Here is a 14911-nt window from a genome sequence, read left to right as displayed (position 1 = left end):
AACCAAACATGATCACAAGACGCAGCCTACTGAAAGCCTCGGCGGCGACAGGCCTGGCGCTCGCCGGTTCGCGCCTGGCGACGCCGGCCATCGCGCAAGGCGCCAAGATCCGCCTGGGCTATGTTTCGCCGCAGACGGGGCCGCTCGCCGGCTTCGCGGAAAGCGACGCCTACAACATCAAGGCCTTCCTCGCTTCCGAGGCGGGCAAGAACTTCGAGGTCATCGTCAAGGACAGCCAGTCGAACCCCAACCGCGCGGCCGAGGTAGCCAAGAGCCTGATCGTCGATGACGAGATCAACCTGATGCTCGTCGGCTCGACGCCCGAGAACACCAATCCGGTGGCCACCACCTGCGAGGCGGAGGGCGTGCCGGTGATCTCGACGATGGCGCCGTGGCAGCCCTGGTTCATCGGCCAGCAGGGCAATCCGGCCGATCCGTCCTCGTGGAAGCCTTTCAACTTCGCCTATCACTATTTCTGGGGTCTCGAGGACATCATCGCCGTCTACACCGGCATGTGGAAGCAGCTTTCCACCAACGGCAAGGTGGGAGGGCTGTTCCCCAACGATGCCGACGGCAATGCCTGGGGTGATCCGAAGAACGGCTTGAAGCCGGGCCTCGATGCCGCCGGTTTCAGCCTTGCCGATCCCGGCCGCTATCAGAACCTGTCGGACGATTTCACCGCGCAGGTCAACGCCTTCAAGGCGGCCAATGCCGAGATCGTCACCGGTGTGGTCATTCCGCCGGACTTCACCACCTTCTGGAACCAGGCCCGCCAGCAGGGCTTCAAGCCCAAGGCGATAACGGTGGCCAAAGCGATCCTCTTTCCGCAATCGGTCGAGACGCTGGGCGATGCTGGCCACAACCTCTCATCCGAGGTCTGGTGGTCGGCCTCGCATCCGTTCAAATCGTCCGTGACGGGCGAGAGCTCGGCGGAAATCGCGGCGGATTTCACCGCCAAGACCGGGCGCCCCTGGACGCAGCCGATCGGTTTTGTCCATTCGCTGTTCGAGGTGGCGGCCAATGTCATGGGGCGCGTTTCGGATCCGACCAATGCCGAGGCGATCGCGGCGGCCATAGCCGCCACCGACATGACGACGGTGGTGGGGAAAGTGGCATGGAGCGGTGCGGGACTGCCGCCTTTCGCCGCGAAGAACGTCTGCAAGACGCCGCTCGTTGGCGGCCAGTGGCGGAAGAAGGCCGGTGGCGGCTTCGATCTGGTGACCGTCGAGAACGCCGGCGCTACCGAGATTCCCACCGCTGGCAAGATGGAAGCCCTGGCCTGACGCTGCCGGGGGCGGCTGCGCCGCCCTCGTTCGGCGCGACCCAAGGATGACTGTGATGATACTCAGGCTGGAAAACGTTTCGAAGTCCTTCGGCGCCCTGAAGGTTGCGGATTCCGTGACCGTCAGCGTGCCGCGCGGCGAAGCGCTGGGCATTATAGGCCCGAACGGCGCGGGAAAATCGACGCTCTTCAACCTGATCACCGGAAACTTGTTTGCAAATGAGGGCCGCATCGAATTCCTCGGCCGCGACGTGACCCGCGCTCCGGCCATGGAGCGGGTGCGCATGGGCGTCGGCCGCAGCTTCCAGATTCCGCAGCCTTTCGAGGGGCTGACCGTGTTCGAGAATCTCTTGACCGCCGCCGCCTTCGGCCGCGGCGGACGCGAGGCCGAGATGGTCGAGGATTGCGCTGGTATCCTCGAGGCGACGGAGCTCCTCAGGAAAGCCAATTTCGTGGCCGGCTCGTTGAGCCTTCTCGACCGCAAGCGCCTGGAACTCGCCCGCGCCTTGGCGACAGGCCCCGAACTTCTGCTTCTGGACGAGATCGCGGGCGGTCTGACGGAGGGCGAATGCAAGGCCCTGGTCGCGACGATCAGAGCCATCCACGCGAGGGGGACCACCATCATCTGGATCGAGCATGTGCTGCATGCCCTGAATTCGGTGGTCGAGCGGCTCCTCGTGCTGGATTTCGGGCGCGTGATCGGGATCGGCGCGCCTGATGAGATCATGGCCTCGAAGGCGGTTCGCGAAATCTATCTGGGGCTCGAGGTCTGATGCTGGAAACGCGCGGCCTCACCGCGAATTACGGCCAGTTCCGGGCACTGTTCGGTGTGGATATCACCGTGGCCGCGGGCGAATGCGTGGCGATCATCGGCGCCAACGGCGCCGGCAAATCCACGCTGATGCGCTCGATCACCGGCGTGATCGGCAACGCGCCCGGCATGGTGCTGCACAGGGGCGAGCCGATCGGCGCGCTGTCTTCGGCCGAGATCATGAAGCGCGGCATCGCCATGGTGCCGGAGGGGCGCCGGCTGTTCCCTTCGCTCACCGTCGAGGAAAATCTGCTGGTCGGCGGGCAGGCGCGTAAGGTGCAGGGGCCGTGGAGCCTCGACGCGGTCTATGACCTTTTCCCGATCCTGGGCGAGCGGCGCAAGAGCCCCGGTACCGCGCTCTCGGGTGGCCAGCAGCAGATGGTGGCGATCGGCCGGGCGCTGATGTCGAACCCCGAATTGCTGCTTTGCGACGAGATCAGCCTCGGCCTCGCGCCCGTCGTCATCCGCGATATCTACGCAGCACTTCCCAGGATCCGCCAAGGCGGCGCCGCGATCGTGCTGGTGGAGCAGGATATCGGCAAGGCGCTGGCAGTGGCCGACCGCGTCTACTGCATGATGGAGGGTCGCGCCACGCTGGCCGCCAGGGCGGCCGAGGTCACGCGCGAAGATATCCACTCTGCCTATTTCGGAGTGGCGGCATGACGCGGGAACCAAGGCTCGGTCGTCTGCTCGCACAGCACCCTTGTGGCCTGATCGAGGTGGCGCGGCGATGATCTGGCTGGACACCCTCGTGCAAGGGATTCTGCTGGGCGGGCTCTATGCCCTGTTTGCAGCAGGGTTGAGCCTCGTCTTCGGCATCATGCGGCTGGTGAACCTAGCCCATGGCGACCTCATCATTCTTGCCGCTTATCTGGTTTTGATGGGCGTCACGCTGCTCGGCTTGTCGCCCTGGATCGCTGCCCTGATTGCCATGCCCGTGATGTTCGGGCTCGGCTGGCTGCTGCAGGCCGCCGTCCTGAACCGCGTGCTGGGCAAGGACATCCTGCCGCCGCTTCTGGTCACGTTCGGCCTGTCGGTCGCCTTGCAGAACGGCCTGCTCGAGGCCTTCTCCGCCGACAGCCGCCGCATTCCGGTGGGCGCGTTGGAAGGGGCATCGCTCGATCTAGGGCTGGTCACGGTTGGGATCATGCCGTTGATGACCTTTGCCTCGGCGATCGTGACGATCATTGCGCTCAACGCGCTCTTTTACCACACCGCCCTCGGCCGTGCCTTCCGCGCCACCTCGGACGACGCCGTGACGGCGGGGCTGATGGGGATAGAGCCGAAGCGGATTTTCGCGATCGCCACCGGGATCGCCATGGTCGTGGTGACGCTGGCGGCGCTCTATCTCGGCATGCGCGCGAACTTCGATCCTTCGATCGGACCGGCGCGGCTGATCTATGCCTTCGAGGCGGTGATCATCGGCGGCCTCGGCAGCCTGTGGGGGACGCTTGCCGGCGGGATCATCATCGGGGTGGCGCAAACGTTTGGCGCCGCGCTCAATCCGGAATGGCAGATCCTGGCCGGCCACATCGCCTTCCTGGCCGTGATGCTGCTCAGGCCGCGCGGGCTTTTTCCGCGCGCAGTGGATTGAGGGCCGGCATGTATCGACTGACAACCCGCACCCGCGCCGGAACCGTGACCGCGATCATCGTGCCGATCTTCCTCGTCGCCGCGCTCGCGCTGCCTGCCGTGGCCTCGCGTGGTGTCATACAGGATCTGTTCTTCATCCTCACCATGCTGACGCTGGCGCAGATCTGGAACCTGCTGGCGGGCTATGGCGGCCTGGTCTCGGTGGGCCAGCAGGCTTTCGTCGGCATCGGCGCCTACGCGATGTTCGCCGGCGTGATCCTGCTCGGCTGGAATCCGGTCCTGGCGATCCCGCTGGGCGCCCTTGCGGCACTGGTGCTGGCGGTTCCGACGGCCTTTTTCGCGTTCCGCTTGCAGGGCGCGTATTTCGCCATCGGCACCTGGGTGATCGCCGAAGTGACGCGCCTGCTGGTTGCGCAGTGGAAGGCACTTGGCGGCGGCACCGGCACGTCGCTGCCGCGCGAGGCGACGAGCAGCATCCTGGGCACCGATGCGGTCCGGGCGCTGTTCGGCGTCCGCGAGGCCGCGGCACGCGATGTCATGGCCTACTGGCTGGCTTTGGCGCTGGTCGTGGCCGTGACGGGCGGCATCTACTGGCTGCTGCGCAGCCGCCTCGGGCTGGCGCTGGCGGCCGTGCGCGACAATGTCGACGCGGCGCAATCGGTGGGCGTCGATACCGCCCGGCTCAGATGGGCGGTCTTTCTGATCGCCGCGGCTGCCACCGGGCTGACCGGCGCGCTGATTTTCCTGCAGACGGCCCGCATCTCGCCGAGCGCGGCCTTTGCCGTCACCGACTGGACCGCCAACGTCATCTTTATTGTCGTCATCGGCGGCATCGGCACCATCGAGGGGCCGATCCTCGGTGTGCTGGTCTTCTTTGCGCTGCGCTCGGCGCTGGCCGACTACGGCAGTTGGTACTTGATGACGCTCGGCCTCATCGCCGTTGTCGTGATGCTTTTTGCGCCAAAGGGGCTCTGGGGCCTGATCGCGTCCCGCAATGGCCTGCACCTGTTTCCGGTCCGCCGCAGGCTGACCGGTCCGAAGATCGAGGGAGGAATTTGATGGCGGATATCGAAACCGACGTGCTGATCGTCGGCACTGGCCCGGCCGGCTCGGCCACCGCCGCGCTGCTGTCGAGCTACGGCGTGGCCAACATGATCGTCAATCGCTATCGCTGGTTGTCGAACACGCCGCGTGCCCACATCACCAACCAGCGCACCATGGAAGTGCTGCGCGACCTCGGTCCGGATGTCGAGGCAGAGGCCATGATGCACGCCTCGCCGCAGGAACTGATGGGCGAGAACGTGTTCTGCGAAAGCCTGGCCGGCGAGGAGATCGGCCGCATGAAGAGCTGGGGTACAGCGCCGCTCTCCAAGGCCGAACATCTGCTGTCGTCTCCCTGTTTCATGAACGATTTGCCCCAGACCTTCATGGAGCCGATCCTGTTCAAGTCGGCCTGCACCCGCGGGACGCAGGCACGCATGAGCACGGAATATGTCAGCCATGTCCAGGATGCGGACGGCGTGACCACGACCTGCCGCGATCGGCTGTCGGGTAAGGATTTCACCGTGCGGTCGAAGTTCCTCGTCGGCGCCGACGGCGGCAACTCGCTGGTGGCCGAGCATCTGGGCCTGCCGCTCGACGGTAAGATGGGCGTCGGCGGCTCGATGAACATCCTGTTCAGGGCCGATCTGTCGAAATACGTCGCGCACCGGCCGAGCGTCCTCTACTGGGTCATGCAGCCCGGCGCCGACGTCGGCGGCATCGGCATGGGTCTGGTTCGCATGGTGCGGCCGTGGGATGAGTGGCTGATCGTCTGGGGCTACGACATCAACCAGCCGCCGCCGGAGGTAACGCCGGAACTGGCCACCGAGGTCGCGCGTCAATTGGTCGGAGATTCCGCGCTCGAGATCGAGCTCCTGGGCGCCAACACCTGGACGGTGAACAACTGCTTCGCCACGCACATGCAGAAGGGGCGGGTGTTCATCATGGGCGACGCCGCGCACCGGCATCCGCCCTCGAACGGGCTCGGCTCGAACACATCGATCCAGGATGGGTTCAATCTCGCCTGGAAGCTTGCCAAGGTCGTCAAGGGGCAGGCGGGCATCGGGCTTCTGGATAGCTACTCTGCCGAGCGCGCACCGATCGCGCGCCAGATCGTGACGCGGGCGAACCAGTCCATTGCCGAATTCGGACCGATCTTCGAGGCGCTCGGCATGGATGGCGGCGTCGATCACGACAAGATCCAGAGGAACATGGAGGCCCGCGCCGACGCGACGCCCGCGGCCGAAGCGCAGCGCGAGGCGCTCCGCAAGGCTATCGCCTTCAAGAAGTACGAGTTCGACGCCCATGGCGTCGAGATGAACCAGCGCTATGCGTCCGGCGCGGTGGTGACCGACGGCCAGCGCGAGCCGGCATTCGAGAAGGATCGCGAGCTGCACTATGCGCCAACGACGTGGCCGGGCGCGCGCTTGCCGCATGTCTGGGTGTTCGAGCGCTCGGGCAGGAAGGTCTCGACGCTCGATCTTTGCGGGCATGGCGAGTTCACGCTTTTGACCGGTATTGGCGGCGAGGCGTGGGTCGCCGCGGCGGAGACGGTGGGCGCGGAGCTCGGTCTGCCGATCCGCAGCCATGTGATCGGCCCGCGCCGCACGATCGAGGATCATGCCGGCGACTGGGCCGGCGCGCGGGAGATCCGCGACACCGGCTGCCTGATCGTCCGTCCCGACCACCACGTCGCCTGGCGTTCCGAAACGCTCGCGGCCGATCCGGCGGCCGAACTGCGCCGGGTCTTCAAATCCGTTCTGGCGCGCTGAGGAGGATCGCATGATTGACGAACACGAATCCGGCTATTTCACCGAGGCGAACTCGGCCGAGGTCGTCGTGGCGCGCAACAGGAACGCCAAAGACGAGCGGCTCAAAGAGGTGATGGAGGTCATCACCCGAAAGCTGCACGAGGCGGTGAAGGAGATCGAGCCGACGCAGGAGGAATGGTTCGGCGCGATCATGTTCCTGACGCAGACGGGCCAGATCTGCAACGAATGGCGGCAGGAGTACATCCTGCTGTCGGATGTTCTCGGCGTCTCGATGCTGGTCGATGCGATCAACAACCGCAAGCCGTCGGGTGCCTCGGAATCCACGGTGCTGGGGCCTTTCCACGTCGCCGACGCGCCCGAATTGCCAATGGGATCGAACATCTGCCTCGACCAGAAGGGCGAGCCGATGTTCGTGCATGGCCGCATCCTCAATACCGAGGGTAACCCGATCGCAGGCGCCAAGATCGACGTCTGGCAGGCCAATGACGAGGGTTTCTACGACGTGCAGCAGAAGGGCATCCAGCCCGACTTCAATCTGCGCGGGGTGTTCCGCACCGGTGCGGACGGACGTTACTGGTTCCGCGGCGTGAAGCCCAAATACTACCCGATCCCGGATGACGGTCCGGTCGGCAGGCTGCTGGGCGCGCTAGGCCGCCACCCCAATCGTCCGGCGCATCTCCACTACATCGTCGAGGCCGAGGGCTTCGACGCGCTGACCACGCACATCTTCGATCCGGACGATCCGTACATCGATTCAGATGCCGTCTTCGGCGTGAAGAAAAGCCTGCTCGCCGAATTCCGCAAGGTCGAGGACGCCGAAGCCGCGGCCAGGGTCGAGGTCGCGGCGCCGTTCTACGACGTGGAGTTCGATTTCGTGCTGTCGCGCAAGGGAGGAAACTGATGGCCGCACTTGAGAAGATGTTCGATGTCAGAGGCAAGTCGGTGATCGTCACCGGCGGCGCCAGCGGCATCGGGCAGGCCTATTCCGAGATCATGGCCGAGCACGGGGCGAAGGTCTGCATCTTCGACCTGAACCCTGCCGGGCTGGAGAAGACCGTGGCGGCGATCAGGGCGGCGGGTGGCGATGTCTGGGGCCAGGTCGTCGATGTCGGCGACCGTGCGGCCATGGCGGCCGCCTTCGACAAGGTGGCCGAGAAGGCCGGCTCGATCGACGTCGTGTTCGCCAATGCCGGGATCGACGCCGGGCCGGGCTTCAACACCCCGACGGGCGAAAGGAACCCCGAGGGCGCCATCGAGAACCTGCCCGACGAGCACTGGGACAAGGTGATCGAGATAAACCTGACCTCGGTCTACACCACGATCAAGCATGCCGTGCGGCACATGAAGCCGAATGGCGGCGGCCAGATCATCGTCACGTCGTCCATCGCCTCGCTGATCAACGAGAGCATCGTGGGTACACCCTACATGCCCGCCAAGGCCGCGGTGAACCATCTCGTTCGCCACATGGCGATGGAGCTCGGCGCCTACAACATCCGCATCAACGCAATCCTGCCCGGGCCGTTCATCACCAACATCGCCGGCGGCCGGCTGCGCAATCCGGCGGACCGCAAGGCCTTCGAGGCCCAGTCGCTCATCGGCCGGATCGGTGACCCTGAAGAGATCAAGGGCCTGGCGCTCTATCTGGCGTCGCCGGCCGCGTCCTACGTGACGGGCTCGCTGATCGTCATCGATGGCGGCTCGCTGCTGAGGATGACCTGAACAAGCTTTGAACTGAGACCGGTCCCGTGGGCCGGAGAAACTTAACCCAGGGAGGAACCGACAATGACCTACTACAACAAACTGGTGAAATCGGGCTTGCGGCCCAGCCGCCGAAGCGTCCTGAAGGGGATTGGAGCCGGCGTTGCCGCCAGCACGCTGGGCATGCCGACCTATCTGCGCGCCGCGACGGCGGGGAAGATCAAGCTCGGCTATCTCAGCCCCACGACCGGGCCGCTCGCCCTGTTTGGTGAAACGGATGGCTACACCTTGCAGAAAATCCGCGCCCTGCTCGGCGGCCAGCTGCAATGTGCCGACGGCAATACTTACGAGATCGAGATCCTCGATCGCGACAGCCAGTCCAATCCGAACAAGGCATCGGAAATCGCCGGCAACCTCATCCTGAACGACGAGGTGCATCTGCTCGTACCGGCCTCGACCACCGACACGATCCTGCCCGCGGCCGAGCAGGCCGAGCTTTATGAGACCCCCTGCATTTCCTCCGGTGCTCCCTGGCAAGCGGTGATCATGCCGCGCGGCGGCGGCAAGCAGACCTTCGGCTGGACCTATCATTTCTTCTGGGGCCTCGACGAGGCGCTGAACACCTTCGTCGGACTCTGGAGCCATCTGGAGACCAACAAGAAGGTCGGCATGCTGTTTCCGCAGAACATCGACGGCGAGACCTGGGGCAACGACGAATATGGCTTGCCAGCGCCGACCCGCAAGGCCGGCTACGAGGTCGTGGTGCCCGGCTATTTCCAGCCCCGCACCAATGATTTTTCCGCACAGATCGCCGAGTTCAAGAAGCAGGGCTGCGAGATCATCGGCGGCATTACCTATCCGGACGATCTGAAGACCTTCGTCACCCAGTGCAACCAGCAGGGCTTCAAGCCGAAGGCGGTCACGGTGGCGGCGGCACTCCTGTTCCCGGGGGGTGTCGAGGCCATGGGTCCTCTAGGCAACGGCATGTCCTCGGAGGTCTGGTGGACACCGGCGTTCCCGTTCAAGTCGTCGCTGACCGGGCAGGTCAGCAGCGACATCGCCAGCCAATGGGAAGTCGATTCGAAGCGGCAGTGGACGCAGCCGCTGGGCTATTCGCATGCCTTGCTCGAGGTCGCGCTCGACATCCTGAAGCGCTCTTCCAATCCGCTCGATCGCACAGCCAACCGAGACGCCCTGGTCGCTACCGATCTGCAGACGCTGGTCGGTCATATCAAGTTCGACGGCTCGCCCCACAAGAACATCTGCAAGACGCCGATCTTCGGCGGCCAGTGGGTGAAGGGCGAGAAATGGCCTTATGACCTGAAGATCGTCGACAACACGGTCAATCAGCTCTTCGCGCCGCAACAGGCTATTCAGCCGATCGCCTGGTGACATGAGCGGGGACGCGGGCAGAGTCATGGGTAGGGAAATCCTGCTGAAAGCGCACGGGGTGTCGAAGTCCTTCGGCGCTGTCCGCGTCCTGCATGACGTGACTTTCGACGTGCATCGGGGCGAGGTGCTGGGCATCCTCGGCCCGAATGGGGCGGGCAAAACGACGCTGTTCAACATGATCAGCGGCGACTTGAAGACGTCCGGCGGCGAGATCCAGCTCGGCGACACCGCACTCCGCGGCGAGCCGCCCTTCCGGCGCTGCCAGATGGGGATCGGGCGGACCTATCAGATCCCGCGTCCCTATTCCGGCATGACCACCTTCGAAAACCTGCTGGTCGCCGCCGCTTTCGGCGGCGGCCGGTCCGAGAAGCAGAGCTATGCTTTCTGCGCCCAGGTCCTGCGCGAGTGCGAACTCTCCGACAAGGCCAATGTCTCGGCCGGCGCTCTCACTCTGCTCGACCGCAAGCGGCTGGAGCTGGCGCGCGCGCTGGCGTCGGATCCGAAGCTGCTGCTGCTGGACGAGATCGCGGGCGGGCTGACCGACGATGAATCGAAGGCGCTGGTGGCGCTGGTGCGCCGCATCCGCGACCGCGGCATCACCATCGTGTGGATCGAGCATGTGCTGCACGCATTGCTGGCGGTAGCCGACCGGCTCTTGGTTCTGAATTTCGGCGAGAAGATCGCGGAAGGCGTGCCCGCCGACGTGATCGCGCTGCCTGAGGTCCAGCGCGTCTACATGGGGATCGAGGGATGACGGCCGTTCTTTCCACCCACGGGCTGTTGGCCCGCTATGGCGACTTCCAGGCGCTCTACGGCGTCGACATCGAGCTGCACCAGGGTGAGGCCGTGGCCTTGATCGGCGCCAACGGGGCCGGAAAATCCACCCTCCTGCGTTCGATCATGGGCCTGCTTCCGGTCGGGCGCGAGATGGTGCTGCTGCACGGTGAGCCGGTCGGCGGCACCGCCACCGACCGCATGGTGCAGAAGGGCGTCGCCATCGTGCCGGAGGGCCGCCGCCTCTTCACCGGCATGTCGGTCGAGGACAATCTGCGCGTCGCCATCGACCAGGCCGCGCGCATGGGCGCCAAGGGCGGATGGACGCTGCCGCGTCTGCACCAGCTGTTCCCGATCCTCAAGGAGAAGGCTCGCACCCAGGTGCAAAGCCTCTCGGGCGGGCAGCAGCAGATGGTGGCGATCGGCCGCGCGCTGCTCTGCCAGCCGCGCGTGCTGCTCTGCGATGAGATCAGCCTTGGTCTCGCGCCCAAGGTGATCCGCGAAATCTATGCCGCCTTGCCCGAAATCCGCGCCACCGGCACGGCGATGATCGTGGTCGAGCAGGATGTCGGCCTCGCCCGGACCGCCACGGACCGCCTCTACTGCATGCTGGAGGGCCGCGTGACCCTGACCGGCAGGTCCGCCGAAATCACGCGCGAGCAGATCGGCAAAGCCTATTTTGGAGCGGGCCATGGAGTGGTTTGACGCCTTGGTGCAGGGGGTCCTGCTGGGCGGCATGTATGCCCAGTATGCACTCGGCATGGCGCTGATGTTCGGCGTCATGCGGATCGTCAACATCAGCCATGGCGATCTGGTGATCCTTTTGTCGCTGATCGGCATCTCGATCGCCACGGCTTGGGGTCTGGGACCGCTGCCGGTGCTGATCGTGCTGGTGCCGCTCGCGGTGCTGATGGGCTGGGTGCTGCAGAAGGCCGTGCTGAACCGCGTGGTGGGCAGCGATCCGCTGCCCTCGCTGATCGCGACCTTCGGACTGTCGATCGCGCTGCAGAACCTGATGCTCCAGATATGGTCCGCGAACAGCCGATCGCTGCCCGGCCATGGGATCGAGAGCCAGTCCATCGAGATCGGCGGCATCTATGTCGGTCTCCTGCCGCTGATCGTGCTGGCCGTTGCCACGGGCCTGACAGGAGGCCTCGACCTGACGCTGAAGCGCACGCGCTTCGGTCGCGCGCTCCGCGCCGCGTCGGCCGATGTCGAGGCGGCGGCGATGACCGGCATCAACCCGCGCGCCGTCTATGCGATGGCGACAGCGGCGGCGGTCGGCATTCTCGGTTTTGCAGCCGTCTTCCAGGCGCTGCGGTCGACTGTTGCTCCGGCCGACGGACCTGCCCAGCTGATCTACGCGTTCGAAGCGGTGATCATCGGCGGCATGGGGACGGTATGGGGCGCCTTCGTCGGCTCGATGGTGCTCGGCATCTCGCAGGCCATCGGCTTCCGCATCGATCCGGGCTTCGGCGTGCTTGCCGGACATATCGTCTTCCTGGTCGTGCTGGCGACCCGCCCACAGGGCCTGTTCGGAAAGGCATTGTCATGAGTGCGATTCCCTATGTGGCAACAACCGAGGTGCCCGAGGTCGTGGTCCAGCGCCAGACCCGGTCCGGTCGCATCGCGATGACGCTGGCGGTGCTGGCCATGATCGCTGTCGCTGTCATGCCGTGGTGGGCTTCGACCGGCACGATCCGGTCGGTTCTGGTGCTGTGCTGCTATATCGCCGTCGCGCAGATGTGGAACCTGCTCGCCGGCTATGCCGGCCTCGTCTCCGTAGGCCAGCACGCCTTCATGGGCGCCGCCGGCTATGCGCTTTTCGTGCTGGCGCAGACCTACGGCATCAATCCGTTTGTGGCGGTCTTCCTGTCGCTCCTGGTGCCGGCCGCGCTGGCCGTGCCGATCTACCTGCTGCTGCATCGCCTGGATGGCCCCTATTTTTCGATCGGCACATGGGTGGTGGCCGAGGTCTTCCGGCTGACCGCCTCGAACCTGCCGCTCGTCAATTCCGGCGCGGGCATGTCGCTTCGCGTGATGAAGGACTATTCGGCCTTCGAGCGGAATGTCGCTATGTCGCTGCTCTGCGCGGGGATGCTGCTCGTCACGCTGGGCGGCAGCTATTGGCTGCTTCGCTCGCGCTTCGGCCTTGCGCTGATCGCCATACGCGACAATCCGGTTGCGGCTGCCAGCCAGGGCGTGAATGTCGTGAAGCTACGCTTCCTGATCTATGTCGCGTCAGCGGTCGGCTGCGGCCTCGCGGGCGCGATCTATTTCATGGCGCAGCTGCGCATCACCCCGGGTTCGGCCTTTGATCCGATGTGGGCGAACGTCGCGATCTTCATCGTCATGGTCGGCGGGATCGGGTCCATCGAGGGCGTTCTGATCGGATCGCTGATCTTCTTCATCGCGGACCGCTGGTTCGGCGAATATGGCGCAACCTATTTCGTCGTCCTCGGCCTGATGACGCTTCTGGTGGCGCTCTACGCCCGGACGGGCATCTGGGGCCTGATCTCGAAGCGGTGGGATGCACCATGGTTCCCGATCCGACGCAAGCTCGTCGACCCCGAACCGCTGACGAGGAGGATTTCATGAAAGCCGCCATCTTCGATAAGGTCGGCGTCCCACTGCGGATCGGCACGGTGCCGGACCCGACGCCAGCCCCGGACGAGGTCGTCTTGCGTGTCGCCGCTTGCGGCATCTGCGGCAGCGATCTGCACATCACCGAGGATCCGGTGCCTTTCGGCATCGAGGCAGGCTTTGTGCTCGGCCATGAATTCTCCGGTGACATCGTCGCGGTCGGATCGGAGGCAAAGGGCCTTCGGATCGGTGACCGGGTCGCTGTCGTGCCGATGCGCGGTTGCGGACACTGCGAGGCCTGCGAGCGCGGCGATCCGGCGCGCTGTCACGAGATGGAGCTGATCGGCGGCGGCTATGCGCAATACGCGACCGTGGCCGCACGCCAATGTCACATCCTGTCCGACGATGTAGCACTCGAGGATGGTGCGTTGGCCGAGCCACTGTCGGTCGCCCTGCATTGCATCGTCCGTTCGGGCATGAAGCCGGGGGATCGGGTCGCCATACTGGGTGCCGGGCCGATCGGACTGCTCGTCGCCTTCTGGGCGCGGCGCATGGGGGCATCGCGTGTCGTGGTGGCCGACATCCACGGCCATCAGCGCGAGCGTGCGCTTGCTCTCGGCGCGACCGGCTTCGCGCTTTCCGGCGAAAAGCTGAGCGAGAACCTCACCGATCTCTGCGGCGGAGCGCCCGACATCGTCTTCGAATGCGTTGGCAAGCGTGGCCTCATCGGCGCGGCGGTCGAGGCGGTCCGGCTGCAGGGCACGGTGGTCGGGGTCGGCCTCTGCATTGGTGGAGACCAGTGGGACCCGTTCGTTGCGCTGACGAAGGAAGTGAACCTGCTGTTTTCGGTCTTCTTCCATCAGCGCAACGAATTCGGCGTCGCCCTCGATGCGCTTCGAGGCGGACCTTTCGCACCGCAAACTCTGGTCACCGACCGGATCGACCTCTCGCCGGTTCCGCAGATATTCGAGAGCCTTCGCCGCCGCACCACGCAATGCAAAGTGCTGATCCAGCCGGACCTTGTTTGAGGAGAGTGAAAAATGGCCGTTCAATTCGAAACGCTCGAATACGATATCGATGGCACGAAAACGGTGGTGATGGCCATCGGTAGAGGCAAGCCCGTGCTGTTCCTGCACGGCGCCTCGACGCTTGAAGGCTTCGACTTTGCCGAGGGCCTCGCGGACCGTTTCCGCGTGCTCTGCCCGAGCCATCCGGGCTTCGGCTTTTCTGGCCCGGCGCCGCATGTCGCTACGATGTCCGACATGGTTTTACACTATCTGAATCTGCTCGATGTTCTCCGTCTGCCGGAGAAGCCTCATCTCATCGGCTTTTCCATGGGCGGCTGGATGGCGACCGAACTCGCTGGCCTTGCGCGCGAGCGTTTCGACAAGGTGGTGCTGATCGCGCCGGCAGGGCTCAACGACCCCGCATATCCGGCCACTGATCTCGGCGCGGTCGCGCCGCAGGAGTTGCCGGCCTATCTGGCGCAAGACGTCTCGGTGGCGCTGCGCTACTTCCCGGATGGTTCCGACGCCGCCTTTGCCGAGGCCTTCGGCGCCGATCGCGCCCGCGAAGGCGAGACGCTCGGCCGGCTGCTGGCGCCGTTCGGCATGGGTCATCCGAACCTGCGGCGCTTTCTGGCGCGCATCGCCAATCCGACACTGGTCGTCTGGGGCACCAGGGACCGTATGCTGCCGGCGGGACAGGCTCCGCTCTTCGTCGAGGCGCTGCCCGACGCACGCCTGATCCTCGTCGAGGACGCCGGCCATTTCGTCATGCAGGAGAAACCCGAAACGCTCAGGAAGATCGGCGATTTCTTCGCCGGCTGATCGCATTTGAAAAGGAGGAGGAGAACACGATGAACAAACCCATCAAGCACAGCTCGTGGGGGACGACCACCGACTATCGCGACTTGCTCAGGAAGATCGCGGAGATCGGACCGGCCCTGGAAGCCAACGCCACCGC

Annotated in this window: 15 protein-coding genes; all 15 read left to right on the top strand. The window is 65.2% G+C overall.

Annotated elements, in window-relative coordinates:
• Positions 1–8: 8 nt before the first annotated feature.
• The 15 genes from EN879_RS00430 (at position 9) to EN879_RS00360 (ending at position 14775) form a co-directional block, all read left to right on the top strand.
• Positions 9–1283: an ABC transporter substrate-binding protein gene (locus tag EN879_RS00430; RefSeq protein WP_063167499.1), complete on the top strand. Its 1275-nt coding sequence runs from the start codon at positions 9–11 to the stop codon at positions 1281–1283.
• Positions 1284–1338: 55 nt separating this feature from the next.
• A complete protein-coding gene (locus EN879_RS00425) occupies positions 1339–2055 on the top strand; it encodes an ABC transporter ATP-binding protein (RefSeq protein WP_063170177.1) in 717 nt (238 codons plus the stop codon).
• Positions 2055–2756: an ABC transporter ATP-binding protein gene (locus tag EN879_RS00420; protein WP_063167500.1), complete on the top strand. Its 702-nt coding sequence runs from the start codon at positions 2055–2057 to the stop codon at positions 2754–2756. The genes EN879_RS00425 and EN879_RS00420 overlap by 1 nt, the downstream gene beginning before the upstream one ends.
• A 67-nt stretch (positions 2757–2823) precedes the next feature.
• Positions 2824–3687: a branched-chain amino acid ABC transporter permease gene (locus EN879_RS00415; protein WP_013533093.1), complete on the top strand. Its 864-nt coding sequence runs from the start codon at positions 2824–2826 to the stop codon at positions 3685–3687.
• Between the two features lie 8 nt (positions 3688–3695).
• A complete protein-coding gene (locus EN879_RS00410) occupies positions 3696–4745 on the top strand; it encodes a branched-chain amino acid ABC transporter permease (RefSeq protein ID WP_063167501.1) in 1050 nt (349 codons plus the stop codon).
• Complete coding sequence (locus EN879_RS00405) at positions 4745–6499, top strand: FAD-dependent monooxygenase (protein ID WP_063167502.1); 1755 nt, start codon at positions 4745–4747, stop codon at positions 6497–6499. The genes EN879_RS00410 and EN879_RS00405 overlap by 1 nt, the downstream gene beginning before the upstream one ends.
• A 10-nt stretch (positions 6500–6509) precedes the next feature.
• Positions 6510–7400, top strand: a complete 891-nt coding sequence (locus EN879_RS00400) for an intradiol ring-cleavage dioxygenase (RefSeq protein ID WP_063167503.1) — start codon at positions 6510–6512, stop codon at positions 7398–7400.
• Positions 7400–8218 carry an SDR family NAD(P)-dependent oxidoreductase gene (locus tag EN879_RS00395; protein ID WP_013533089.1) on the top strand — a complete coding sequence of 273 codons (819 nt, stop codon included), beginning with the start codon at positions 7400–7402 and terminating at the stop codon, positions 8216–8218. Before EN879_RS00400 ends, EN879_RS00395 begins: the two co-directional genes overlap by 1 nt.
• 63 nt (positions 8219–8281) lie before the next feature.
• Complete coding sequence (locus EN879_RS00390) at positions 8282–9589, top strand: ABC transporter substrate-binding protein (protein WP_063167504.1); 1308 nt, start codon at positions 8282–8284, stop codon at positions 9587–9589.
• Positions 9590–9614: 25 nt separating this feature from the next.
• Positions 9615–10343, top strand: coding sequence for an ABC transporter ATP-binding protein (locus tag EN879_RS00385; RefSeq protein ID WP_063167505.1), 729 nt, complete (start codon positions 9615–9617; stop codon positions 10341–10343).
• The gene (locus tag EN879_RS00380) at positions 10340–11068 is read left to right on the top strand and encodes an ABC transporter ATP-binding protein (protein WP_013533086.1); all 729 of its coding nucleotides are present in this window, start codon (positions 10340–10342) and stop codon (positions 11066–11068) included. Before EN879_RS00385 ends, EN879_RS00380 begins: the two co-directional genes overlap by 4 nt.
• On the top strand, positions 11055–11918 hold the full coding sequence (locus EN879_RS00375) for a branched-chain amino acid ABC transporter permease (RefSeq protein ID WP_013533085.1): 864 nt from the start codon (positions 11055–11057) through the stop codon (positions 11916–11918). The genes EN879_RS00380 and EN879_RS00375 overlap by 14 nt, the downstream gene beginning before the upstream one ends.
• Positions 11915–12961 (top strand): branched-chain amino acid ABC transporter permease, encoded by a 1047-nt coding sequence (locus tag EN879_RS00370; RefSeq protein ID WP_063167506.1) that lies wholly within the window; start codon positions 11915–11917, stop codon positions 12959–12961. The genes EN879_RS00375 and EN879_RS00370 overlap by 4 nt, the downstream gene beginning before the upstream one ends.
• Entirely contained in the window at positions 12958–13974 is a 1017-nt protein-coding gene (locus EN879_RS00365; RefSeq protein WP_063167507.1) for an alcohol dehydrogenase catalytic domain-containing protein, read from the top strand. The genes EN879_RS00370 and EN879_RS00365 overlap by 4 nt, the downstream gene beginning before the upstream one ends.
• 12 nt (positions 13975–13986) lie before the next feature.
• Entirely contained in the window at positions 13987–14775 is a 789-nt protein-coding gene (locus tag EN879_RS00360; RefSeq protein ID WP_063167508.1) for an alpha/beta hydrolase, read from the top strand.
• The last annotated feature ends 136 nt before the right edge of the window (positions 14776–14911 follow it).

Origin of the sequence: Mesorhizobium sp. M7A.F.Ca.AU.002.02.1.1 (genome assembly GCF_003998535.1) — a bacterium.
Lineage (GTDB): Bacteria > Pseudomonadota > Alphaproteobacteria > Rhizobiales > Rhizobiaceae > Mesorhizobium > Mesorhizobium ciceri.
The sequence above is the reverse complement of the archived record's forward strand: the minus strand, read 5'-3'. Positions and strand labels throughout refer to the sequence as shown.

What these genes read in the sequence shown, in the direction of transcription:
- EN879_RS00425 (WP_063170177.1), top strand. Translation starts at nt 1,339, where the DNA reads ATGATACTCAGGCTGGAAAACGTTTCGAAGTCCTTCGGCGCCCTGAAG.
- EN879_RS00415 (WP_013533093.1), top strand. Translation starts at nt 2,824, where the DNA reads ATGATCTGGCTGGACACCCTCGTGCAAGGGATTCTGCTGGGCGGGCTC.
- EN879_RS00365 (WP_063167507.1), top strand. Translation starts at nt 12,958, where the DNA reads ATGAAAGCCGCCATCTTCGATAAGGTCGGCGTCCCACTGCGGATCGGC.
- EN879_RS00430 (WP_063167499.1), top strand. Translation starts at nt 9, where the DNA reads ATGATCACAAGACGCAGCCTACTGAAAGCCTCGGCGGCGACAGGCCTG.
- EN879_RS00385 (WP_063167505.1), top strand. Translation starts at nt 9,615, where the DNA reads ATGGGTAGGGAAATCCTGCTGAAAGCGCACGGGGTGTCGAAGTCCTTC.
- EN879_RS00395 (WP_013533089.1), top strand. Translation starts at nt 7,400, where the DNA reads ATGGCCGCACTTGAGAAGATGTTCGATGTCAGAGGCAAGTCGGTGATC.
- EN879_RS00370 (WP_063167506.1), top strand. Translation starts at nt 11,915, where the DNA reads ATGAGTGCGATTCCCTATGTGGCAACAACCGAGGTGCCCGAGGTCGTG.
- EN879_RS00375 (WP_013533085.1), top strand. Translation starts at nt 11,055, where the DNA reads ATGGAGTGGTTTGACGCCTTGGTGCAGGGGGTCCTGCTGGGCGGCATG.
- EN879_RS00400 (WP_063167503.1), top strand. Translation starts at nt 6,510, where the DNA reads ATGATTGACGAACACGAATCCGGCTATTTCACCGAGGCGAACTCGGCC.
- EN879_RS00390 (WP_063167504.1), top strand. Translation starts at nt 8,282, where the DNA reads ATGACCTACTACAACAAACTGGTGAAATCGGGCTTGCGGCCCAGCCGC.
- EN879_RS00420 (WP_063167500.1), top strand. Translation starts at nt 2,055, where the DNA reads ATGCTGGAAACGCGCGGCCTCACCGCGAATTACGGCCAGTTCCGGGCA.
- EN879_RS00405 (WP_063167502.1), top strand. Translation starts at nt 4,745, where the DNA reads ATGGCGGATATCGAAACCGACGTGCTGATCGTCGGCACTGGCCCGGCC.
- EN879_RS00360 (WP_063167508.1), top strand. Translation starts at nt 13,987, where the DNA reads ATGGCCGTTCAATTCGAAACGCTCGAATACGATATCGATGGCACGAAA.
- EN879_RS00380 (WP_013533086.1), top strand. Translation starts at nt 10,340, where the DNA reads ATGACGGCCGTTCTTTCCACCCACGGGCTGTTGGCCCGCTATGGCGAC.
- EN879_RS00410 (WP_063167501.1), top strand. Translation starts at nt 3,696, where the DNA reads ATGTATCGACTGACAACCCGCACCCGCGCCGGAACCGTGACCGCGATC.